Here is a 24,180-nt window from a genome sequence, read left to right on the forward strand (position 1 = left end):
TTTTATTTTTTATAAAGGAGAAAGGGACAAGGCCCTTTCTCTTTTTTATAACAAATTTATTTAGATTCGCGACGTTTAGATGTTAATAGCATCCATCCGCCACCTAACATAATACTGCCACCTATCGCATAGAAAATTAGTGTTCCTATACCTCCAGTTGATGGTAATGGTGGAGCTTTTTCGAAGTTTTTAATCGTTAATTCTACTAAAGTATTCTTATCATTCACTTCAAAGAATAATGATTTTTGTAATAACGCATAACCATCAGGTGCCGTTATTTCTTTTACTGCATATTTTCCAAATGGTAAATTCTTTAACTCAGCGATTCCATCCTTATTTGATTTTATCGTATGTTTTGTTTTACCATCTTCACTCACTATCTCAAATTCAGCATTAGGTAAAACTTTACCTGTTTTGCCATCTAGTTTTTTGATGATTAAATCACCATCATGTTTTTTACTATTTTTAATCGTTTTCTCTATAGAAAGTTGCGTTGCACTTATCTCAAAACTAATTGGAGTATCCAACAACTGATAACCATAAGGAGCTTTTATTTCTTTAATGGTGTATGTGCCAAAATCAAGATTATCAACTTTTACAACGCCAGTATTATCAGTTTTAACTGTATTAATAATTTTTCCAGTTGAATCAATTATTTGAAACTCAGCATTTTCTAACGTTTTATTAGTATCAGAATCAACTTTTTTGATTACCAAATTCCCTTTTTGACGATCATTTTTAACTGTTTTTTCAATAACTAAATTATTTCCAGTTATTTCAAATGGTATAGCTTCTTTAGATAATTCATAACCAGTAGGAGAAGTAACTTCTTTAATGGTATATTTACCTAAATCTAAGTTTCCTAATTTAGCTATCCCTTGATTATTAGTTGTAATGGTATCAACTAATGTGCCATTCTCTTTTTTTATTTCAAATTTCGCACCCGGTAATATTTTGTTATCCTTTGAATCAACTTTTTTAATCGTTATACTACCCTTTTGTTTACTATTTTTTATAGTTTTCGTTATTTTATAGTTACTATTTGTAATCATCACATCCACAGATTTATCTAGTAACTCATATCCAGATGGTGCTTTTACTTCTTTTAATTCATATTTACCTAAAGGTATTTTATCTAAAGTGGCAACTCCCTTATCATTTGTTGTTAGCGAGTAAGTAAGTGTTCCATCCGATTTCTTTAATTCAAATTTGGCTCCTGATAAAACTTTATTGTTGTCTGCATCAACCTTATTGATGGTTAAACTTCCTATATGTTCATCCATATACACACCAACACGCTCTGGTTCCACAGGTTGCCCCTTATCTGTGGCAACTGCGAATGAATTCCAAGCTGCTCTTTCTTCCTTATTTACTTTAGGATCAAAAATTGCTTTGTTTGATGCCTGTGCTACTGTTGGAGTTGTCATGTTAAAAGTTATATCAATCTTTTGGCCTTTAATCCAAGTGTTACCTGGTAATAGTTCTATTTTAAATGAGTGAATATCAGACCAATTTTTAACATTTGCTTGTGTTTGCCAATTTGGATTTTCTGCTCCTGATGGATTCCCTAATTTAGTAGTTCCTGGAGCGTAATCTGTATGTCTAATTAAATCATCTCGTTTAGGTTTTTTTGAAGTACTATAAAATACATTCACTTTCCCTTTCCAAGCTTCAGGTAGTTTTATAGGTCCTGTTAGTCTAGGAGTAAATTGACTACCTCTAGAAATGTTATCTGTTATCCCTAAATCTCCACCAGATGGTAAAACATCAATCAGTGTCATACTTGATAAATCTTTCCCTGAAACATTATCAAGGTGTAACTTATAGTCAACTTTTCCACCAGGGGTTGTTTTAGTTAATTTCTTCCATGCTGTATCACTAGGTCCTTTTACAAATTTTTCTGTTTTTAAGTCATATTCACCTATTAACGTATATCTATTTCCAGATTTAATACGCGGCCGTGACTTATTACCATCTTTATTTAAATCATCAGTATCATCTTGTTTAATTGTTTTTCTTATGTTATTTGCTTCGCCCGTTGGCACTTTCAGATTATTATTACCTGAAAAGCCATAAACATCAAAATACAAATCTGTGGGTGCTGATTTTCCAATTGTCACATTCAATTCAGCTTCTAATTGTTCTGACGGTCGAATATAATTTTCATTCCAAACTACTTTGATAAGTTGTCTTCCACTATTGTTATAATTGTTATTTAAAACAGTGTAACTGCCTTTAGCATCAGTAGAAACACCCGATTGTTTTGTATATGAAGCGTTTGGATTAGCTCCCAACTTAACATTTGGTGGCAATAGAATAACCGATTCTAATTTACTATTTAAAGTAGTATCAGAACTATTCATATTAATTAATTTTATTAAAACTCTATTCCCACCTTTTTGTACAACTCCACTATTATGATTTTTTAATTCTATAGAAATCCTCGTTGTTGGTGTCCCGTTATTATTTGAAGCGATTATACGTGCGGTCCTATCACCTGACAAATCTGTTTTTCCTTCATATAGTTCTTTAAATTGCTTACGATAATTAAATGGATACTGTACTCCGTTACTATAATTACCTTGTAAACTTGGATTATAAGTTGATTTACCAACCATATTGAAAGTATTTTTTACATTTCCTGTATAGTTTGGCTTAATAGTAAAATCATATAAAAATAATGCATTCGTCATTATTCCCTTAGGTATTACTTTATTAAAGATATACCTAACTTCCTTCACCCGATCAGTAGACTGTAATCCTAAATCAGTTAAACTATATGTTTCTCCTTCTTTCGGTGCCTTGATTGTCCTAGTTAGTTTAGTACCGTTTCTAAAAAACGTTAACTGGATATCATACTTTACAGGTACAGGTAAAGGAATATCTTTTTGTGACTCTGCCACAGTTCTTCCCATTTTCCATTGGTCACTCTCTGGAAGCTTTAGACTTTCTAAAAACAAATTATTATCAATATTATAGATGACTTCCAACTCATCTAAATTATGATTTTTGTTATAATATCCAGGTGCAACTTGGTGCGCAAAACGCAGTTTGCCAGTGTTTTTCACTATTGGATTAGGGTTTTTATTGTCAACATTCCCTATATTCGCACTTCCATTAAGTGGTCCAATATGGATAGGAACAATCACATTCCCAGAAATTTCCCCACTATTTGCATTGTTCGCGAATACTTTTAAACTAGATTTTGCAGTTGAACTAGGTTCTTTAAAATCCATACCTACAAATGCATTTCCTGTTCTAACATTATTAGTAAGTGTTTTTCCAACTAAATTATTATTGTTATTAATTCTGGTCCAGAAAACTAATGTTTGTTCGTATAAATTATTCTTCGCATTTTTTTGTTCGGCTATAGTTGGTGCTTTAAACGTCCAAGTCAAAGTTTGTCCGTTTTGAGCCGCTTTTGGTGTTCCAGTAACTAACTTATTGCCCAAGTATGTCAGTCCACTAGGTAAAATATCTTTTACTACTATGTTACTACCAGGTTTTAAATATAATTGACCTGTATTTTTTTTAGGAACAACTACTTTTACACGCCATTGTACAAATCCATTTGGTGTAGCAATTGCAAGTCGTTCATTTGCATCAGTTATTCTAGTAGATTCTTTTTCAACAGTTATTTCCCCACTTGCTTTAATGGTTACTATCCCTGAATTTTCTTGATCATGTTTGCTATACTCTTTAGGAAATACCATAGAAGCTTTTACTGTAATGTCTCTATTATTTGGAATTTCGCCATTTGTTGTTCCAACTTTAATTACATTTTCATACGTTTGACCAGACTTTAATGTGGCAAATGTATATTCTAATCTCTTTTGGTTTTTATTATATGTTGGTGTTACCCCGGCAATTTTCAACTCTGATAATGCTTGTGTAAAATTTGTTTTATCATAAGTTGGTAACTGTATGTTTAACTTCACATTCTTATATTCGACTTGTGAACCAGTCACTTTTAAAATCATTTTAAAAAGAGCATCATTACCTGCATCTACAGTTTTCGATATTGGTACTATTTTAATATCTCTTTGCAAATTTGGGGCTGTCGGTGCGGCACGATTTGAAATAGCAGCTCTTGGTGCTATTTTATTAGTTTCTAAACTTGGTACTAGACTAAAGGAATCTATACTCTCAGATGTATCGACTTCATTCATATTTTCTTCTATAGTAATTTCTTCAGGAATCATTGCTGATGACTCTTCTATAAAACTTGGTGATGAAGACTCACTTAATATCATCGAGCTAGTATCAATGGACGTATCTGATACAGTGCTACTTTTAATTTCTTTATCTAATTCAAAATCATGCGTATATTTATCAATTTTCTTATTACCCTTATATGAAGTAAAAGTTAATTTATTTTTTTTTTGTTCCAAATTAGATAGTTCTAAAGAAAATTGAGACACTTTTGTTTTTTTAAAAGTCAATTTATTTTCTTTTATATCAAATGATATATCATCTGTTTCAAATTCTTTAAAAAGCTCTTCTTGGTTATAATTTGAATCTTTTGGGATGTTTATATCAAAAGAATCATACTCAACTTGTTTATCGATTTTTATTTTAAAACTTGCTTTATCTTTATTTATTTCTTCAGTATTAACTGTAAAAAAACTTGAATTCTCTTCAGATGCCATTGAGATAATTCCTTGTACAGGAGAAACAAACTGAGTTAGTATAAATAACAATAAAATCGTTATAGTTACTTTCTTTTCCATATCTCTACTCCTTATTTTTCTATATAATGCATTATATCAATCAGCCAATGAACTTCGACTGAACAATTCGTTCGATTACTTTTTATATTGATATTGATATAAATAAAACATGTTAGATTCTTCATAAAATTTTATCCTTTATGTTTAAATAGAAAATAAATTTATTTTTCCATTTATTAAAAAAATATGATAAAATAGTGAGAAATAATTTATTAGGAAGTGACTTGTATGGAAGAAAAAACGATTGTACCAAAAGAGTACCAGTCTTCACTGTCTGTTTATGACACACAAAAAGCGATTGGATTAACCAAACATTGGTTTGAAGAAGCTTTAACAGGAAGTTTAAAACTAAAAAGAGTATCTGCTCCATTATTTGTAGATGCATCATCTGGGTTAAATGATAATTTAAATGGAGTTGAACGTCCTGTTCAGTTTGATGTTCCTGCTCTAGAAACACCTGCTGAAGTTGTTCATTCATTAGCCAAATGGAAGCGTACAGCGTTAAAACAATATGATTTTCATATAGGAAATGGTATTTATACTGATATGAATGCCATCCGCCGTGATGAAGAATTAGATAACCTACATTCTATCTATGTGGATCAATGGGATTGGGAACGGGTTATTTCAAGAGAACAACGTAATCTAGATTACTTAAAACAAACCGTTCAACAAATTGTCAATGCAATCATCGAGACTTCTAGTCGCTTGCATACTAAATACCCTTCTCTATCTATCGAACTTGATAGCAATGTCTCATTTATCACGACACAAGAGTTAGAGAACTTATATCCTGATTTCAATGATAAAGAACGTGAACAAGCTTATGTAAAAGAGCACCCAACAACATTCATTATGCAAATTGGAGATAAATTATTAAGTGGAAAACCTCATGATGGCAGATCACCTGACTATGATGACTGGCAATTAAATGGGGACTTGTTATTTTGGCATGAGCCACTACAAACAGCTGTGGAAATATCTAGTATGGGGATTCGTGTGGATGAAACATCGTTAAAAGAACAGCTAGAAAAAGCCAACGCCACTGACCGATTGAAATATCCCTATCATCAACAAGTTTTAGCAAATGAGTTACCTTTAACAATCGGTGGTGGGATTGGTCAAAGTCGTTTATGTATGTTACTACTTGAAAAAGTACATATCGGTGAAGTACAAGTCTCTTTATGGGATGAAGAAACACTTGATGCATGTCGTGGAAAAATAAACTTACTATAATAGTAGAAAAGAGCACTTCAAGAAAATTATCTTGAAGTACTCTTTATTTTTTCTCTCATTAATTCTATTGACTGATAGGAAGCTTTGGGACTTAAAAAAGAATTCACCTTTTGCCAATTCTTTTCATTATTCTTTGCCCAATAGTCCATCACTGCTCCTATACAGATACAGACTGGTGCTAATGTTTCATTTTTAATTGATAACTTATAGTAATCACCTTGATAAACGGTATGCTTTTCCATGAGCATCAATCGCTCTTTAAGAGAGTAGATACGATACGACTGTTTATTTACGTTAGCCAAAACGAGCCAGTTTAATTGTTTCACTAAATAAATATCACGATTAAACGAGATCAACCGTCCTAATGATCCAATTTTTTCATGTCTATCATACAAATCAAAGTGTGAAGGAAAAGCATAAGTCATTTGTTTCACTGTTGCTAATACTTCCCCGTTCATATTATATACAGATAACACATCACCTTTTACACCCCAACGACCTACTAAAATATACATTGGTTTATCTTGAGCATTTTTTATCACTGTCCGAACATTGGCTGACAGCACATGTTCATTGATGTAATATGTTTCCATCGTTATCAACTTCCTTTAATTAAAATCTTTTATTTAAAGATTTTCTTCAATCGCACGTAGAATAGCTTTTCCTACACCATCGTCAACATTTGTATCTGTTTGATATTTAGCCACTTCTTTTACTTTATCTTCAGCATTCCCCATGGCGAAACTCACGCCAGCAACTTCTAACATTGGTAAATCATTAAAGTTATCACCAATTGTAAAGACCTCATCCAGTGAAATACCACGTTTTTCAGCAATAAATTTCACGGCATGACCTTTTGTTGCATTAGCATGGTTAATCTCTAAATTATTGGCACCTGAAGACGTTACATGGATATCTTTTAATTGATGTAATTTTTCTAAGCTTGACTCAAAGGCCTTAGTTCCTTCTTCATGAAACGCAATGACCTTTAAAATTTCAACTGCTGGATCATCAACTAAAATGTGGTAATCTTTAGTGTATTTAACTGGTAACATTTTTAATTGTGTTGATGCCATAGCAACAGCCATCTTAAAAGTTAGATGAGGAATATTTTCAGATAATAAAATGGCGAATTTTTCAATTCGTTGTGCCTCATTATTTGAATAAACACCTTCTGTGGTCATTAATTCATAATACAAATTATCTTCTTCTAAAATATCCATTGATTGTTTGACAATCTCTTTATCTATGCTAACTGTGTGCAGAACATTATCAAATTCATCAAATATCTGCGCCCCGTTTCCTGTAATCATGCCACAGTGAATACCGGCTTCATTTAATACTGGACGTGCCTCAGAATAGCCTCGTCCTGTTGCTACCATAAACTCGACACCGTTTTCGGCTGCCGTTTTAATCGCTTGTTTATTTAACTCAGAAATATCTAGATGGGATGATAAAAGCGTGCCATCCATATCAGATGCTATCAATTTAATCATAATGTTCCTCCTAGTTCTTTTATTATTATTAGTGTACCATTTTTTTTTGAAAGATACATTTATAATAAAAAAATTATGATAAACTAAAAAAGAGGTGACGATAATGTTAAAAAATTTCATTACAACAGATTGGAAAGATATTTTACAAGAGGAATTTAATCAAGATTATGTAAAAAATTTAGAAAGCTTTTTAGAAGATGAATACAACAATAAAACAATTTTCCCCAAAAAAGAAGAAATATTCAGTGCGTTAAACCACACATCTTTTAACGACACAAAAGTCGTTATTTTAGGACAAGACCCTTATCATGGCGACAATCAAGCTCACGGACTAAGCTTTTCTGTTTTACCTGGCACCAAACTTCCACCGTCATTAGTTAACATTTTTAAAGAGCTTGCTGATGATTGTCAAATAAACATGCCAAATACAGGTGATTTAACTCCTTGGGCAAAACAAGGGGTTTTACTACTAAATACTGTCCTAACTGTCGAAAAATCAAACGCTCATTCACATAAAAACAAAGGATGGGAAAACTTCACAAACGATATAATTAAATCACTAAACAATAAAAAAAATCCTATCATTTTTGTTTTATGGGGAAAACCAGCTCAACAAAAAAGGAAGCTTATTGATCAAGAGAAACATATTATTATTGAAGCACCTCATCCCAGTCCTCTATCAGCTTATCGTGGTTTTTTTGGTTCGAAACCATTTTCTAATATAAATTTATCACTTGAAAAAACAGGACAAACACCAATTGATTGGTCGTTATCTTAATCTGTATTAATTAAACATAAAAACTGTTTTGTTTATATACAAAAAAACGTAAGATAATTATGTAAAGTCTAACTTTTTTATAAAAAACAGAACAAAATACTGTTCTTTTTGTTCAAAAACATGATATGATGAATAGGTGAAAAAAGTATAAGAAAATTGGAGGATGTTTTCGTGGAATTATTTGACCAACTTAAACATAAAATTATTAACAAAAATATACGCATGGTATTCCCTGAACCGACAGATGAACGCGTTTTAGGTGCGGCTGTCCGTTTAAAATCAGACAACTTAATTGAACCAGTTTTAATTGGAAACCCAGATGCTATTAAAGAGTTAGCTGCTTCACGTGGACTAAGCGTTGATAACTTAGAAATTATTGATCCAGAAACCTACGAGAAATTTGACGAAATGGTTGCCGCTTTCATTGAACGTCGTAAAGGAAAAGCAACTGATGACCAAGCTCGTACTATTTTAAAAGATGAAAACTACTTTGGTACTATGTTAGTTTATATGGATTTAGCTGATGGACTTGTAAGTGGCGCTATCCACTCAACAGGTGATACAATTCGTCCTGCATTACAGATTGTTAAAACAAAACCTGGTGTAAGTCGTACAAGTGGGGCATTCTTAATGTTAGGTAACCGTGATTCAGAAAAATATATTTTCTCTGATTGTGCTATTAATATTAATCCTGATGCTCAAGCATTAGCAGAAATCGCTGTTGAAAGTGCTAAAACTGCTCAATTATTTGATATTGATCCTAAAGTTGCTTTATTAAGCTTCTCAACAAAAGGATCTGCTAAATCGGAAGAAGTAACAAAAGTTGCCGAAGCGACACGTATCGCAAAAGAACTAGCTCCAGAAATGGCGATTGATGGTGAGTTACAGTTCGATGCATCATACGTTCCTTCTGTTGCAAAACAAAAAGCACCTGAGTCAGATGTTGCTGGTCAAGCAAACGTCTTTATCTTCCCTGAAATCCAATCAGGAAACATTGGCTACAAAATTGCTCAACGTTTAGGTGGGTTCCAAGCCATTGGACCTATCTTACAAGGTTTAAATAAACCTATCTCTGACTTGTCTCGTGGATGTAATGAAGAAGATGTTTACAAATTATCTATCATTACTGCTGGACAAGCAATCATGAGTAAATAAATGCTATCCACTAAAGGTACGTAAATCTTTTATGATTTGCGTGCTTTTTTATTTTTTTCTAAATGATATACTATGACTAAACAACTGTTAAAGGAGTACGTTTATGACCGTTTATTTAAACAACGATGACCAAACACAGCGATTTGGTGAGCAACTTGCCTCTCTAGCTAAACCAGGAGATATATTCATCTTAACTGGTGAATTAGGAGCTGGTAAAACAACTTTTTCTAAAGGATTTGCTAAAGGACTTGGCATTAAACAAATGATTAAAAGCCCAACCTATACTTTAATTCGTGAGTATGATACAGGGCGTCTTCCTCTCTATCACATGGATGTTTATCGGATGGAAGGGGATGCTGATGATCTTGGTCTAGAAGAATATTTTGATGGGGATGGCGTTTGCTTAATCGAGTGGGGAGACATTATTAAAGATTCTCTGGATAATGACTTTATTGAAATTTTTCTACATAAAACACCTGAAGACACACGATTTATTACCGTGGAACATCGTGGTGCTAAAGAGAGATTCAATCAAATAACTGACATGATGGCTGCCTATGACTGAGATAGATATTACATTAAGACAAGCTATCCCAAGTGATGCCGCCAATTTAATACAAGCGATTCGTTTTCTTAATACGGAGACCCCGTATTTGGTTGTGAGCCCACATGCATTAAATATGTCAGTTGATGCAATGGAACATGAGATAGATTATATTTTTAATCAGCCAAATCAATTTATTTTACTCGCTTTTAATCATAAAGACATTATTGGTATAGCAACGATTGTCAGCGAAGAAGAAAAGTGTTTTAAACACGTAGGAGAACTTGGTATTACCATCAAAAAAGAATTTTGGGGTCTAGGTTTAGGAACTGCGATGATTCAAGAAATGATCGAATTATGTCTTGAGAATCAAATAATAAAACGAATTGAAATAAACGTTCAAACTAGAAATACTCGAGCCATGAGTGTCTATGAACAAGTTGGATTTGTTTTAGAAGGAATCAAACGCCAGGCTTTTTTATCTGAAAATAATGAATTAATTGATGTTGCGATGATGAGTTACTTATTACCATAAAAAAATCAACGACTTAAACACACAGTCGTTGATTTTTTTATTTTTTAGATGATTTCTTTTTCTTACGTTTTGTTTGATCTTTTTGTTTCTTACTTCCTGATTTTGCAGAAGTCTTTCCTTTAGAACGTTCTTTTGAACTACTTCCACTTGATTTTCTTTTTCCGTTTGTTTTTCCTTTAGACTTCGCTGTATTATCTTTTTGTTTACCTTTGCCTTTTTTAGCTTTTTGTTTATTTGTCCAGAAATAATATCCAGCTCCACTAGCAGCGATAACTGCTACGACAGAAACAATCCATACCCAAATTGGTGTTGATTTTTTCGTTTCAGTCGCTTTTGCTTTCGATGAATCTGTTTTATTAACATCATCACTTGAGGTATTTTCTTCACCATCATTTGACGTGTCTTCACTTTGAGCACTTGATTGTTCATTAACTTTATTTTCTTCACTAGAATTTTTTTGACTATTATCTGTTTTTTCTTTTGAATCGTTTGTGGCATCTTTTTCCGACGCTTTCGTTTCTTCTGTTTCAATGACTTTACCATCTTCAAAATTATAACGAACATCTGTTGACTTATCACCTTCTGCATCTAACATACCTACCATAGCTTCTTTTGTTCCTTTAGGTATTGGTACCTCAAACTCACCTTTATCGTTGGCAACAATTGAGCCTGCCAAATTTGTTAAAAAGATATTAGCATTTGGTGTGGTCTTTCCAGTTAAAACATTCCTATCCTTATCGTAAGTCAAATCGTATAGTAATTTATCATCCGCTGCATGGACTACACCAGAAAAGCTAGCTAATCCAACCATGACAAAGCCTAAAACGATAATTTTTTTCCATTTACCCAACATATTCCCCCCTTATCTTACATCTATCAATAATTCTACTGGACAATGATCACTTCCGTAGACGTCTGATAGAATAGTGGCATCTTTCAATTTTTCAGCTAGTGCTTTAGCAACACAGAAGTAATCAATACGCCATCCAGCATTATTTTTTCTTGCATTAAAACGATAGCTCCACCAACTATATGCCCCTTCTTTATCTGGATAAAAGTAACGATACGTATCAATAAACCCACTATCTAATAATCGAGAGAATGCTTCTCTTTCTTGGTCAGAAAAACCTGGATTATTACGGTTACTCTTCCAATTTTTCAAATCAATATTCTGATGTGCTACGTTTAAATCTCCACATAAAATAACTGGTTTATCTTCATTTAGGTTAGCCAGATACTCTCTAAATTGCTTTTCCCATGCTAATCTAAAGTCGATTCGCTTTAACTCAGCTTGAGCATTTGGCGTATAACAGTTAACCAAATAAAATGTATCATACTCTAGCGTGAGTAATCGTCCTTCCGTATCAAACTCTTCAACATCCATTCCTTTTTTAACAGAAAGTGGTTCAATTTTTGTAAAAACTGCAACACCAGAATATCCTTTTTTTTCAGCGTAATTCCAATACTGATAATAATCTGGTAAATCCATCTCTATTTGGCCTTCTTGTAATTTGGTTTCTTGCAGTGAGATGATGTCTGCATCTATTTTTTTTATATCATCGTAAAAATTTTTTTTCACAACAGCTCGTAATCCATTCACATTCCACGAAATCAACTTCATGTCGTTCCTCCTATTTTTCTCTCTCTATATATTTTATCATAAAATCTCGTGATATTGTGCCTTTAATCTGATTAATCATACATGCACTTTATAGACTCACCAACTATTTAACCAAATTTATGTTAAAATAGTAACACGATGATTATTTGAATTAAGAGAGGGTATTATTGTGACAACTAAAACTATTGTTCAACATTTTCCAAACATAACTATACTAACAAACGAACCACTTTCAAATTATACCTATACAAAAACAGGTGGCCCGGCTGATTTTTTAGCTTTCCCAAAAACAAAACATGACGTCAAACAATTGATTGACTATTGTAAACAAGAAAATATCGAATGGATTTGTCTTGGAAATGCGAGTAACTTAATCGTTCGTGATGGTGGCATTAAAGATGTCGTCATTATGTTAACCGAAATGAATCATGTTTCTGTCGATGACACATCGATTACTGCTGAGTCTGGTGCGAAATTAATCGATGTCTCTTATGATGCATTGAAACACAGTTTGACAGGTCTTGAATTTGCTTGTGGTATACCTGGAAGTATTGGTGGCGCAGCTTACATGAATGCAGGGGCTTATGGTGGCGAGTTATCTGACGTCTTTTATTCGGCTGATATTATTTTTGAGGATGGTTCGATTAAAACATTCTACAAAGATGACATGGATTTTTCTTATCGACATAGTGTTTTACAATCCTTAAAAGGAATTGTTTTATCCGTTACCTTCCATCTAGAAAAAGGTGATGAAGTGTCTATAAAAGAAAAAATGGACGAATTAACACATCTTCGTGAATCAAAACAACCACTTGAATATCCGTCTTGTGGTAGTGTGTTTAAACGTCCTGAAGGGCATTTTACTGGTAAATTAATCCAAGATGCTGGCTTACAAGGTCATATGATTGGTGGGGCTCAAATTTCTGAGAAACATGCTGGTTTTATCGTTAATATCGATCATGCAACAGCAACTGACTATGTTACCCTAATCAAATATATTCAAGATGTTATTTTAGAAAAATTTGGTGTGTCTCTTGAACCTGAAGTGCGAATTATTGGAAGAAAATAAAAAAGTATGACGTTGCTTTTTAGCAAACGTCATACTTTTTGTTTTGAATAAATTGAATCATTACCATTTACCAAATAAGCCAGTACAATAGCAAAAAATGCGTATGGAATTAACTCAAACCCAAATATTTCACCTGCAATAAAAAGTGGCCCAATAATAGTATTGGTTGCACTTGAAAATACCGATACAAATCCAAGTGATGCGACAAATTCAATTGGCAAGCCAAAGAGATTCGCTAGTAACACACCACAAGTTGCTCCTATAGAAAATAGTGGTGTCACTTCCCCACCTTGAAATCCTATTGCTAATGTAAAAATCGTAAAAATAAGTTTTAGTATAAAATCATACGAATAAACTGTTCCTTGATTAAATGCTGCTTCCACTAAATTACTTCCAAGACCTGAATATCGTCCCTTTCCAGCTATAATCAAACCTAACATTAAAACAATTGATAATAAAAATACTTTTTTATACTGTGATAAAGAAATCGCTTGAACCCATTGTTTCACTTTTTTTAGTCCAATAGAAAACATACGTCCTACTAAACCAAATACAATACCAAATAAACATAATAGTCCAACCAATCCGACTGTTAGTTTAGGCACGACTGAAATAGTAGATGAAAATGCTGTTAACCCTAATAACTGTGACACGTAACTGGATGTCACTGCTGCAATACTTGCTGATAAAAGAGACTCTATTGATAAAGTTCCGACTACTAATATTTCCATTGCAAAAAATGTTGCTGCAATAGGTGTATGAAATAATCCGGCAAACCCAGCTGCCATACCTGTTACTAATACTATCTGCTGTTTTTTTCCATAGTTGGGTAAAAATCTATTCCAAATTTTTTCAGTAAACCAATTAGTAAACGTTCCCCCAATTTGGATAGCAACACCTTCTCGTCCAGCACTTCCACCAAATAAATGCGTGAGCCATGTACTTAACGTCACGATTGGTATCAACCTTAAAGGAATCACTTCTCGCGTGTCTTGCCCTACCTCAAAAAGAAGGGTCATCCCTTTTTTACTTTCCTTGCCATATGTTTGATAAAGCCATTCAATAAATATCCCAACAAATGGTAAGAAAAAAATAAGCCACATAAAGTAAGTTTGTCTTACTCCTGTCACAAAGAGTAATACTTTACCAAAAATAACTTCTAACACACCCACACAAATCCCAATTATCAATCCAAACACAATCCATTGTGCTTGTTCTTTTATTTTTCCCATCTTATTCACCCTTCTTTTTCACACAAAAAATCTACATACTTAAATAAAGCATGTAGACGTCATTAGCTATTTAGCAGTTTTAGTTAAAATTTAACTATGGGAGAACATCATTCCCGTTTAAGTTATTTTCATTTTACTCATTTTTTTGAAAAATATCAACAGACTATTATCTATCTTACCGTTTAAAGTATAACACTAATTTAATTTTAATGTTTAAAAAATCATATAAAATTCATATAAAATAAATAAAAAACACACATACAACTGATAACATTCACATGTATCCTAATTAAGTATTTTTTTAGGAGGTTTGAAGAATTATTCATTTTTACCACATTATTCTATTGTTAGGAGGAATTGAATGTCATTATTACTAATTGAAATTATTATCATGGTTGGAACGATTATTTACGGGCTTATGAAAGGAGGCGCACTAGGTTCTGGGGTATCAGCCATTGTCGCCTTGTTTATCATGCTATTCATTTTTAAATTGCCGCCATCATCACCACCTGTTACGGCTGTTTTAATCATTATGTCTATCGGTATAGCAAGTGGTGCTCTACAAGCTTCAGGTGGGATGGATTATATGATACGCGTTGCAACAAAAATTATTCAAAAGTTTCCGAAAGCGATTACAATTGTCGCGCCACTTGTTTGTTTTCTATTCGTTTTTGGTATGGGGACAGCAATGATTGCCTTATCATTAGAGCCAATCATCTCTGAAACTGCTCTTAAATCAAAAGTTAATCCAAAAGGTGCTTTAATTTCTTCTGTATTAGCTTCTAATATGGCTCTACTGTGTAGCCCGGCGTCATCTTCAACAGCATATGTTGTAACCTTATTAGCAGCGTATGGTATTTCTTTAGCAACTTATCTAACAATTGCCTTGCCTGCAACGTTATTATCTATTATCATTTTAAGTATATTATTAAGCTTGGCTAATAAAAAATTACCTTTTGATGAGTCAATCTTAGAAGATATGATTATAGAAGAAGAAGAAACTGACTTAGCTCCTGCCGCTAAAAAATCAACTATAGTCTTCTTACTTTGTGTGTTATCCATTATTGTTTTAGGTTTGTTTCCGAGCCTATTACCAGAGTATAATGTGGATGGTGATCCTGTTAGAATTGCAACTGCTGACTTAGTTCAGATGTTTATGTATTTGTCTGCCGCAATTAATATCATGCTCTTTAGAGTGAAGTCTAAAGATATCTTACATGCCCCAGCTACTGCTAATGCCCTAGGAGCATCCTTAATTGTTTTAGGTCTTGGATGGGTTGGTTCAACTATTTTTAGTGCCCCAAAAAATCAAGCTGTTTTAGTATCGAGTGTTGGGCAGATACTAGCTGACTATCCTTGGGTTATCATCTTTATCTGTTCGTTTGTTGCCATGATTATCGGGGCTCAAACGGCCGTCGCTGCAATTATTTTCCCGTTGGCACTAACACTAGGTATATCACCAATGTTACTTATTATTATTGTTCAGTGTCTAAATGTTAACTTTGTTATTCCAGCACAACCGACGTTGTTACTTGCAGTTGAATTAGATAGAACTGGGCGGACTAAGGTCTTTAGTTTCATCATACCAGGAATAATTATAACAGCACTTTCTATTGCTCTATCTTATGGTATCACACTATTTATGTAATCATTGAATATTAGGAGGATATAACATATGTATAAACAAATCGAAAAATTAATTAATCAAAAACAACATACCTATTTCCAAACAAGTGATAAAATTTGGGATATTGCCGAAACAAAATTCCATGAAAAAGAATCAGCAGACGTGTTGATTAATGTATTAAAAGAAGAAGGATTTAGTGTAGAAACAAATATTGGAGAGATTGACACAGCATTTGTTGCAAGTTTTGGAAATGAAGGTCCTGTTATTGGATTTTTAGGGGAATATGATGCACTACCTAGCATGTCTCAAAAAGCAGGCTCGACACAAAAAGAAGCAAATCCCGATACAGAAAACACAAATGGACATGGCTGTGGACATAATTTACTTGGTACAGCTTCACTTGCTGCAGCGATTGCGACCAAAGATTATATTACAGAGCACAATATCCCTGCACAAATTAAATATTTTGGTTGTCCAGCTGAAGAAGGTGGATCTGGAAAAACATTTATGGCAAGAGCTGGTGCTTTTAATGGATTAGATATGGCGATTTGTTGGCATCCAGGAACAGATAATGCCATTTGGGGTGTAAAAACACTAGCTAATATCCAAGCAGCTTTTGAGTTTAAAGGAAAATCAGCTCATGCTGCAAATGCTCCAGACATGGGACGTAGTGCACTTGATGCTTGTGAGTTAATGAATGTCGGTGGAAATTATCTTCGTGAACATGTGACACCAGAAGCAAGATATCACTATGCGTATATGGATGCTGGTGGTGTAGCTCCTAGTGTTGTCCAAGATCATGCGAAACTTTTATATTTAATTCGCGCACCTAAAGGAAGCCAGGCGAAAGAAATTTATGATCGTTTATGTAAAATTGCAGAAGGTGCGGCTCTTATGACTGAAACAGAAGTAACCGTACATTTTGACAAAGCTTGTTCAAACTATATTCCAAACGTTGTGTATTCTCGCATTATGGGAGATGTGATGATGCATTATGGTGGACCGGAATTTGATGAGGAAGATCAAGTATTTGCTAAAGCAATTCATGACACATTAACTGAAGAAGAAAAACAATTTAGAATGGTTCCACCTGCTACACCTGTTGAACAAAAAGTCTTAAAAGAAAATGTGGGTAAAGTATTAGCTGACTATGTTTACCCATTCAATGAAGTCTTAACTAACGTTACCCTTCCTGGTTCATCTGATGTGGGAGATGTCAGTTGGATTGTCCCAACTGTTCAATGTATCGTTGCAACAGAAGTTCAAAATACCGCCATGCATACATGGCAATGGGTTACAAATGGAAAAAGTGGTATTGCCAAAAAAGGAATGATTCAAGCAGCCAAAATCATGGCAGCAACAGCTGTTAAAGTGCTTGAAGAACCTGAATATATTGAGCAAGCGAAGGCTGAGCTAAAAAATATAACAGATGTAACGCCTTATGTGAATCCAATTCCAGCAGACGTAAAACCAAATAGTTTAGCTTTCTAACAAAATAAAGGTGAAGCAGTTAATTTTGCTCCACCTTTTTTATTATTTAATTTTGACAATCGTTCTTCCAGAATGTGTTCCTTCTAATAATTGTTTCGTCACTGGAACAATATCCTCTAACGAGATTTCATTAGCTATAGTCGCGTCAATCATCTCTTTTGTGATAGTTTCTTTAATTGTATCCCATAACACAGATTTTTCTTCTGTTGATAATTGAACTGAATCAATTCCAAACATGGTTACACCGCGTAAGATAAACGGTAAAACTGTCGTGCTAAATTTAATACCACTTGCATTTCCACATAGAGAAATCCCACCACCGTATGAAATTTTAGGTAGTATTGCTTCTAGTGTTGCCCCACCAATCGTATCAATGACATAATCAAATGATTGTTTTTGTAATGGGCGAGTATTTTCAAGCATTTCTTCGGTACTAATAATATGTTGTACGCCTAAAGAATCCAAATAATCCGTCGATTTTTTGCGTGTTAACGCGGTGATGTTGTTGAAGCCTTTAGCTTTTAATAAATTAATCGCCATACTTCCAACTCCACCTGTTGCTCCGGTTATTAAAATACTGGCTTCTTTGTTTTCACCTAAACCAACAGATTCTAGACGATGAATCGCTTGAGCGGCTGTTATTCCAGCTGTCCCAACAAACGCAGCTACTTTTAAATCTAAATCTTGTGGCACAACTTGAATCCATTCACCTGGAATACGTGCTATTTCACTAAAACCTCCTGTGTGACTTACACCTGTCCCTTGACCAGTTACAACTACTCTATCGCCAACAAATAATCCTTCGTGAGTTGTTTCTATAATAGTTCCTGAAAAATCGATACCAGGAATCATAGGATATGAACGAATAACTCCCCCATTTTTTATCGTTGCTAAGGCATCTTTATAATTTATCGCTGAATACTCAACTTCAACAAGTGTGTCCCCTTCTGATAATCTGTCAACTGACCAATCTTCTATACTTGAGATAATGCTATCATCTTTTTCACTAACAATAAGTGCTTTGAATGTTTTATCCATCATTTACATCGTCTCCTCATCTCTTTGATACACTTAGTTTATCATAAAAAAACAACAAAATGTGATATCAAAAAAATGAATTGATTTGTTGAAAATCATCTTGTATACTACCATCAGAAAGTAAACTAAAAGTTTAATATTAATAAACATCTGTCATTTGAAGTTTAGTATATATAAACTATTAGACTGGAGGTGTTGACCATACTTATCGGGAAAAAAATCAAAAACTTACGAATACAAAAAAATTTAACACAAGAAGAATTAGGAGAACGAACAGATCTCACTAAAGGATACATTTCTCAATTAGAACGGGATTTAAGCTCCCCTTCCCTAGAGACATTTTTCTCCATTTTAGAAGTATTAGGTGTGTCTCCAAAACAATTTTTTGATGAAAAAAATCAAAAACAACAAGTCGTCTATCCTAAAGAAGATCAAACCATACATCTTGATGAAGATAAAGGGTATGAAATAAATTGGTTAGTTTCTGACTCTAATGAAAATGAAATGGAACCTATATTATTAACTCTAGAAAAAAAAGGTGAATACAAAGAATTTGAACCATCACAATCCGAAACATTTGGTTATGTGTTACAAGGAAAAATCTATGTTACCATAGGTGAAGATACCTATATTGCTTCAAAAGGTGAAAGTATTTATTACCAAGCACTCAACCAGCACCAAATATCTAATGCTCACGATGGAGTTAGCAAACTCCTCATTGTTGCAACAAATTCTTATTTATAGTAAAGGTGGGAGAAAATGAGTCACACAATTATTGAATTTAAAGATGTCGTGAAAGAATACGACGACACCACTGTATTAAAAAAAGTGAGTTTTGAAATCGAACAAGGAAAATTTTATACCTTATTAGGTCCATCAGGATGTGGTAAAACAACGATTTTACGTTTGATTGCTGGTTTTAGCGAACCAACATCTGGAGAAATTTTATTTGATGGAAAAGTGATTAATAAAGTTCCCGCAAATAAACGTAAAGTAAATACTGTATTCCAAGATTATGCTCTTTTTCCTCATATGGATGTTTATGAAAATGTGGCATTTGGGTTAAAAATCAAAAAATTACCTAAAGAACAAATTGATGTAAAAGTACGTGAAGCTCTACGTTTAGTTCAGTTATCTGGTTTAGAAGAAAGACAAATCAGTGAGATGTCAGGTGGACAAAGACAACGTGTCGCAATTGCTCGTGCCCTTGTAAATGAACCTGAGATTCTATTATTAGATGAGCCGTTATCCGCTCTTGATTTAAAACTTCGAACTGCCATGCAATCAGAGTTACGTGAATTACAAAAACGTTTAGGGATTACGTTTATTTTTGTTACTCATGATCAAGAAGAAGCATTAGCTATGAGTGATGAAATTTTTGTTATGCATGATGGAAAAATCGAGCAAAGCGGCTCTCCTTCTGATATTTATGATGAACCAATCAACCGATTTGTCGCTGACTTTATTGGTGAAAGTAATATTGTAAAAGGTATTATGATTGAAGACAATTTAGTTGAAATCGTAGGCAAACAATTTGAATGTGTCGATGGCGGGATGAGAGAAAATGAGCCAGTTGATATTGTCATGCGTCCAGAAGATATTTCACTTGTTCCAGTTGAAAAAGGAAAATTAAAAGCTACAGTGGACACTCTTTTATTTAGAGGAGTTCATTATGAAATTTTCTGTATTGATTCTGAAGGAAATGAATGGGTGGTGCATTCAACTAAGAAGCCACTTGAAGGACAAGCAGTTGGTTTATTCTTTGAACCAGAAGACATTCATGTCATGCGTTTTAATGAATCAGAAGAAGATTTTGATGCCAGATTAGAAAGTTATGACGACTAAGGAGGGTTGATAAGTGACACAATCAAAACGTTTTTACACGATTCCATATTTTTTATGGATAGCTCTATTTGTTATCGCACCTGTTATTTTAATTATCTACCAATCATTTTTTGATATTAATGGACAGTTTACATTGAGTAATTATCAACAATATTTAACAAGTGGAACTTACTTGAGTATGACCTTTAACTCATTATTCTACGCTCTACTTATTACCCTATTTACACTAGTGATTAGTTATCCAACAGCTTATTTTTTAACAAAATTAAAACACAAACAACTGTGGCTCATGTTAATTATCTTGCCTACTTGGATTAACTTGTTGTTAAAAGCTTATGCGTTTATTGGGATTTTTAGTATCCATGGTGGAATTAATAACTTTTTAGATACTGTTGGTATTGGGACTCAACAACTTCTTTTTACAAATTTTAGTTTTTTAACCGTTGCGACCTATATTGAAATTCCATTTATGATTTTACCTATTTTTAATGCCTTAGAAGAAATTAACCCATCTCTTATATTTGCCAGTCGTGATTTGGGAGCAAGTAATTTTGAAACATTTAGACGTGTCATCTTCCCACTATCTTTAAATGGCGTAAAAAGTGGCGTACAAGCCGTATTCATCCCATCACTTAGTCTATTTATGCTGACTCGCTTAATTGGGGGAAATCGTGTGATAACACTTGGAACGGCCATCGAACAACATTTCCTTGTCACACAAAACTGGGGTATGGGCTCAACTATTGGTGTCGTTCTAATCATTGCGATGTTTATCATTATGATGTTAACTGGTGAGAAGAAAAAGAAAGGAGCGAAGAAAAAATGAGCAACCGTAAATTTAATTGGAGCCATCTCTATTTGATTTTAGTTTTCATTATTCTGTACGCACCTATATTTTATCTAATTTATTATTCATTCAACGCCGGTGGAACGATGACCTCATTTACCGGATTTACGTTGGAACATTACCAAGCTGTCTTTGAAGACACCAGGTTAATTGGTATTGTGGTAGACACGTTCTTACTGGCTTTTCTATCTGCTTTAATTGCTACTATTATCGGAACGTTTGGTGCAATGGGGATTCACTACACCAAACAACGTGGCGTGCGAAATACGTTACTAAGTTTAAACAATATTTTAATGGTGTCTCCTGATGTTATTATTGGAGCAAGCTTTTTAATTCTATTTACTTTTCTTGGGACTTGGTTTGGGTTTCATTAGGTTTTATGTCTGTACTACTCTCTCATATTGCTTTTAGTATCCCAATTGTCGTTTTAATGGTCTTGCCAAAAATGCAAGAAATGAATCCATCACTCATTGATGCTGCACGAGATTTAGGAGCAAACAACTGGCAGGTACTAAGACAAATTATCTTACCTTATTTAACACCAGGAATTATTGCCGGATATTTTATGGCATTTACCTATTCATTAGATGATTTTGCTGTGACATTTTTCGTAACAGGGAATGGTTTTAGTACTTTATCTGTTGAAATTTATTCTCGTGCTAGACAAGGGATTAGTTTAGAAATCAATGCCTTAAGTGCCCTTCTATTTCTGTTTTCTATTTTATTAGTGACTGGGTATTACTTTATTAGTAAAGACAATAAACCAAAATACAAAAAGAAAAAAACACAAAAAATAGGAGGGAAATAAGATGAAAAAACTCAATGCTCTTTTTTCAGGTATTATTCTTATTATCATCCTATTAGCCTTCACTTCTTTTAACTTAGAAAAAACAAGTGGTGCTTCTGGTGGTCGTGTGTTAACCATCTATAATTGGGGGGACTACATTGACCCTTCGCTAATCAAACGATTTGAAAAAGAATACAATTATAAAGTCATTTACGAAACCTTTGACTCAAACGAAAGCATGATGACTAAAATCAAACAAGGTGGAACAGCTTATGATTTAACCATTCCAAGTGAATACATGATTCAAAAAATGGTAAAACAAGATATGCTCATTCCACTTGATCATTCTAAAATCAAAGGACTAGAAAACATAGATAGTCGTTTTCTAAATATTCCATTTGACCCAAACAATAAATTCTCCATTCCTTATTTTTGGGGAACCTTGGGTATTATCTACAATGATGAATTTATTAAGGAAGGCCAAATCAAACATTGGGATGATTTGTGGGATCCTTCTTTAAAGAATAATTTGATGTTAATTGACGGAGCCAGAGAAGTTATTGGCTTGGCACTAAATAGTGACGGGCATTCATTAAATAGTAAAAATGATAAACAATTAGAGAATGCTTCAAAAAAATTAGATGGACTAAGTTCCAACGTCAAAGCGATTGTAGCTGATGAAATCAAAATGTACATGATAAATGGTGAAAGTGCTGCTGCGGTCACATTTTCTGGTGAAGCTGCTAGTATGCTAGAAGAAAATGAGCACTTGCATTATGTGATTCCAGAAGAAGGATCTAATCTTTGGTTTGATAATTTTGTAATTCCAAAAACAGCAAAAAATATTGATGGCGCGTATGATTTTATTAACTTCATGTTAAAACCTGATGTCGCTGCTCAAAATGCTGAATACATTGGCTACTCTACGCCAAATAAAAAAGCGTTAGAAATATTACCTAAAGAAATTACGAATGACCCACAGTTTTACCCAAGTGACAAAATTATCGAGCATTTAGAAGTGTATGATGATTTAGGTCAAACGTATTTAGAGCTATATAATGATTTATTCTTAAAATTTAAAATGTATCGTTAAAGATAGGATTTTTTTCTATCTTTTTATTTATTCAATAAAATCTCTAAAGTCAGTACTTAAATTGTTTTATATTCGCTCTTTTTTCATGTATAATCAAACAAATAGAATATTTTGAAGAATTGGAGGTAGTCAATGGAAATCATCGAAAAAGCCCCGGCGAAAATAAATTTGGGACTTGATGTCCTTTTTAAACGAGATGATGGTTATCATGAGCTTGAAATGATTATGGCAAGTGTCGATTTATCCGACCGCTTGATTTTAAAAGCTATTCCAACTGATGACATCATTATCAAAACTGACAATGGCTTCCTACCAGTAGACCGTAAAAATAATATTTATCAAGCAATTGATATCATGAAAAAAACATATGGGTTTACTCAAGGTGTTGAAGTAAATTTAAAGAAAAACTTACCCGTTGCGGCTGGTTTAGGTGGTGGCAGTAGTGACGCTGCTGCAGCATTTAGAGGGGTCAATCGCTTGTTTAACCTTGGTGCGACATTGGAAGAAATGGCTGAATTATCCGTTCCAATCGGTACAGATATCCCGTATTGTTTATATGGGCAAACAGCTCTTGTTACTGGTGTTGGTGACCAGGTTAAACCACTATCTCACCCAATGCCACAGTGTTGGATTGTTCTAGTCAAACCCAAAATCAGCGTATCCACTCCTCGCGTGTTTTCAAAAATACAAGTTGACTCACTTTCGCATCCAAATATAAAAGCTATATATCATGCAATTGAAAACCAAGATTACCAAGAAATGATTCAACATTTGGGGAATTCTCTAGAATCGTATACGATGGAAGTTTTTCCTATTGTTAAATATGTTAAAGATAAAATGTTAGAATTCGGAGCAGATGCAGCCGTCATGAGTGGCAGCGGTCCTACTGTTCTTGCGCTTTGTAAAAAACGTTCACGAGCTGTTCATGTGGCAAATGCTTTAAAAGGATTTTGTGATGAAGTGTATTTAGTTAGGACATTAAACAGATAAGAAGTAGAAACTAATCTGCTTTTTATCTGTTTTGTTATTGACAACCGATCAACTATTCTTGCTTTA

General features: G+C 33.6%; 20 protein-coding genes, 1 pseudogene and 1 riboswitch. Of the genes and pseudogenes, 14 read left to right on the forward strand and 7 right to left on the reverse strand.

Going from position 1 to position 24,180, the window contains the following annotated elements:
• Positions 1-56: 56 nt before the first annotated feature.
• Positions 57-4,730, reverse strand: a complete 4,674-nt coding sequence (locus tag BW731_RS03825) for a SpaA isopeptide-forming pilin-related protein (protein ID WP_079345873.1) — start codon at positions 4,728-4,730, stop codon at positions 57-59.
• Between the two features lie 228 nt (positions 4,731-4,958).
• Here BW731_RS03825 and asnA point away from each other — a divergent pair, with 228 nt between their 5' ends.
• A complete protein-coding gene (gene asnA / locus BW731_RS03830) occupies positions 4,959-5,966 on the forward strand; it encodes an aspartate--ammonia ligase (protein ID WP_079345875.1) in 1,008 nt (335 codons plus the stop codon).
• Between the two features lie 26 nt (positions 5,967-5,992).
• On the opposite strand, the gene BW731_RS03835 is transcribed toward asnA, so the two are convergent.
• Positions 5,993-6,559, reverse strand: coding sequence for an LURP-one-related/scramblase family protein (locus BW731_RS03835; protein WP_079345877.1), 567 nt, complete (start codon positions 6,557-6,559; stop codon positions 5,993-5,995).
• 33 nt (positions 6,560-6,592) lie between these two features.
• Entirely contained in the window at positions 6,593-7,462 is an 870-nt protein-coding gene (locus BW731_RS03840) for a Cof-type HAD-IIB family hydrolase (protein WP_079345878.1), read from the reverse strand.
• A 103-nt stretch (positions 7,463-7,565) separates the two neighbouring features.
• Between BW731_RS03840 and BW731_RS03845 the strand changes: the two genes are divergently transcribed.
• From BW731_RS03845 to BW731_RS03860, 4 genes are all read left to right on the forward strand, one after another.
• Positions 7,566-8,240: a uracil-DNA glycosylase gene (locus BW731_RS03845; RefSeq protein ID WP_079345880.1), complete on the forward strand. Its 675-nt coding sequence runs from the start codon at positions 7,566-7,568 to the stop codon at positions 8,238-8,240.
• A gap of 171 nt (positions 8,241-8,411) precedes the next feature.
• Positions 8,412-9,395: a phosphate acetyltransferase gene (gene pta / locus BW731_RS03850; protein ID WP_079345882.1), complete on the forward strand. Its 984-nt coding sequence runs from the start codon at positions 8,412-8,414 to the stop codon at positions 9,393-9,395.
• A 103-nt stretch (positions 9,396-9,498) separates the two neighbouring features.
• Positions 9,499-9,960 (forward strand): tRNA (adenosine(37)-N6)-threonylcarbamoyltransferase complex ATPase subunit type 1 TsaE, encoded by a 462-nt coding sequence (gene tsaE / locus BW731_RS03855; RefSeq protein ID WP_079345884.1) that lies wholly within the window; start codon positions 9,499-9,501, stop codon positions 9,958-9,960.
• Entirely contained in the window at positions 9,953-10,474 is a 522-nt protein-coding gene (locus BW731_RS03860) for a GNAT family N-acetyltransferase (RefSeq protein WP_079345886.1), read from the forward strand. Before tsaE ends, BW731_RS03860 begins: the two co-directional genes overlap by 8 nt.
• Positions 10,475-10,511: 37 nt before the next feature.
• Here the strand turns inward: BW731_RS03860 and BW731_RS03865 are convergent, their stop codons facing one another.
• Positions 10,512-11,324, reverse strand: a complete 813-nt coding sequence (locus BW731_RS03865) for a flagellar basal body-associated FliL family protein (RefSeq protein WP_079345888.1) — start codon at positions 11,322-11,324, stop codon at positions 10,512-10,514.
• Positions 11,325-11,336: 12 nt separating this feature from the next.
• The gene (locus BW731_RS03870; protein WP_079345890.1) at positions 11,337-12,095 is read right to left on the reverse strand and encodes an exodeoxyribonuclease III; all 759 of its coding nucleotides are present in this window, start codon (positions 12,093-12,095) and stop codon (positions 11,337-11,339) included.
• Between the two features lie 169 nt (positions 12,096-12,264).
• Between BW731_RS03870 and murB the strand changes: the two genes are divergently transcribed.
• On the forward strand, positions 12,265-13,164 hold the full coding sequence (gene murB, locus BW731_RS03875) for a UDP-N-acetylmuramate dehydrogenase (protein ID WP_079345892.1): 900 nt from the start codon (positions 12,265-12,267) through the stop codon (positions 13,162-13,164).
• Between the two features lie 29 nt (positions 13,165-13,193).
• Here murB and BW731_RS03880 read toward each other — a convergent pair whose 3' ends face one another.
• Positions 13,194-14,396 (reverse strand): chloride channel protein, encoded by a 1,203-nt coding sequence (locus BW731_RS03880; RefSeq protein ID WP_079345894.1) that lies wholly within the window; start codon positions 14,394-14,396, stop codon positions 13,194-13,196.
• Positions 14,397-14,442: 46 nt separating this feature from the next.
• Positions 14,443-14,520, reverse strand: a riboswitch (Fluoride riboswitch).
• A gap of 237 nt (positions 14,521-14,757) precedes the next feature.
• Here BW731_RS03880 and BW731_RS03885 point away from each other — a divergent pair.
• Positions 14,758-16,044, forward strand: coding sequence for an anaerobic C4-dicarboxylate transporter family protein (locus BW731_RS03885; RefSeq protein WP_079345896.1), 1,287 nt, complete (start codon positions 14,758-14,760; stop codon positions 16,042-16,044).
• Positions 16,045-16,071: 27 nt separating this feature from the next.
• On the forward strand, positions 16,072-17,514 hold the full coding sequence (locus BW731_RS03890; RefSeq protein ID WP_079345898.1) for a M20 family metallopeptidase: 1,443 nt from the start codon (positions 16,072-16,074) through the stop codon (positions 17,512-17,514).
• Positions 17,515-17,556: 42 nt separating this feature from the next.
• On the opposite strand, the gene BW731_RS03895 is transcribed toward BW731_RS03890, so the two are convergent.
• Positions 17,557-18,555, reverse strand: coding sequence for a YhdH/YhfP family quinone oxidoreductase (locus tag BW731_RS03895; RefSeq protein WP_233120430.1), 999 nt, complete (start codon positions 18,553-18,555; stop codon positions 17,557-17,559).
• Between the two features lie 198 nt (positions 18,556-18,753).
• On the opposite strand from BW731_RS03895, the gene BW731_RS03900 reads away from it, so the two are divergent.
• The 6 genes and pseudogenes from BW731_RS03900 to ispE all read left to right on the forward strand — a co-directional run bounded on the left by BW731_RS03900 (position 18,754) and on the right by ispE (position 24,114).
• Positions 18,754-19,296: a helix-turn-helix domain-containing protein gene (locus tag BW731_RS03900; protein ID WP_079348546.1), complete on the forward strand. Its 543-nt coding sequence runs from the start codon at positions 18,754-18,756 to the stop codon at positions 19,294-19,296.
• Positions 19,297-19,311: 15 nt separating this feature from the next.
• Entirely contained in the window at positions 19,312-20,397 is a 1,086-nt protein-coding gene (locus tag BW731_RS03905) for an ABC transporter ATP-binding protein (RefSeq protein WP_079345900.1), read from the forward strand.
• A gap of 13 nt (positions 20,398-20,410) precedes the next feature.
• A complete protein-coding gene (locus BW731_RS03910; protein ID WP_079345902.1) occupies positions 20,411-21,223 on the forward strand; it encodes an ABC transporter permease in 813 nt (270 codons plus the stop codon).
• Positions 21,220-22,052: pseudogene (locus BW731_RS03915) on the forward strand (ABC transporter permease). Before BW731_RS03910 ends, BW731_RS03915 begins: the two are co-directional and overlap by 4 nt.
• Before the next feature lies 1 nt (position 22,053).
• Entirely contained in the window at positions 22,054-23,124 is a 1,071-nt protein-coding gene (locus BW731_RS03920) for an ABC transporter substrate-binding protein (RefSeq protein ID WP_079345904.1), read from the forward strand.
• Positions 23,125-23,256: 132 nt separating this feature from the next.
• On the forward strand, positions 23,257-24,114 hold the full coding sequence (gene ispE, locus BW731_RS03925) for a 4-(cytidine 5'-diphospho)-2-C-methyl-D-erythritol kinase (protein ID WP_079345906.1): 858 nt from the start codon (positions 23,257-23,259) through the stop codon (positions 24,112-24,114).
• Positions 24,115-24,180 lie beyond the last annotated feature (66 nt).

Origin of the sequence: Vagococcus martis (genome assembly GCF_002026305.1) — a bacterium.
GTDB classification, from domain to species: Bacteria; Bacillota; Bacilli; order Lactobacillales; family Vagococcaceae; genus Vagococcus; species Vagococcus martis.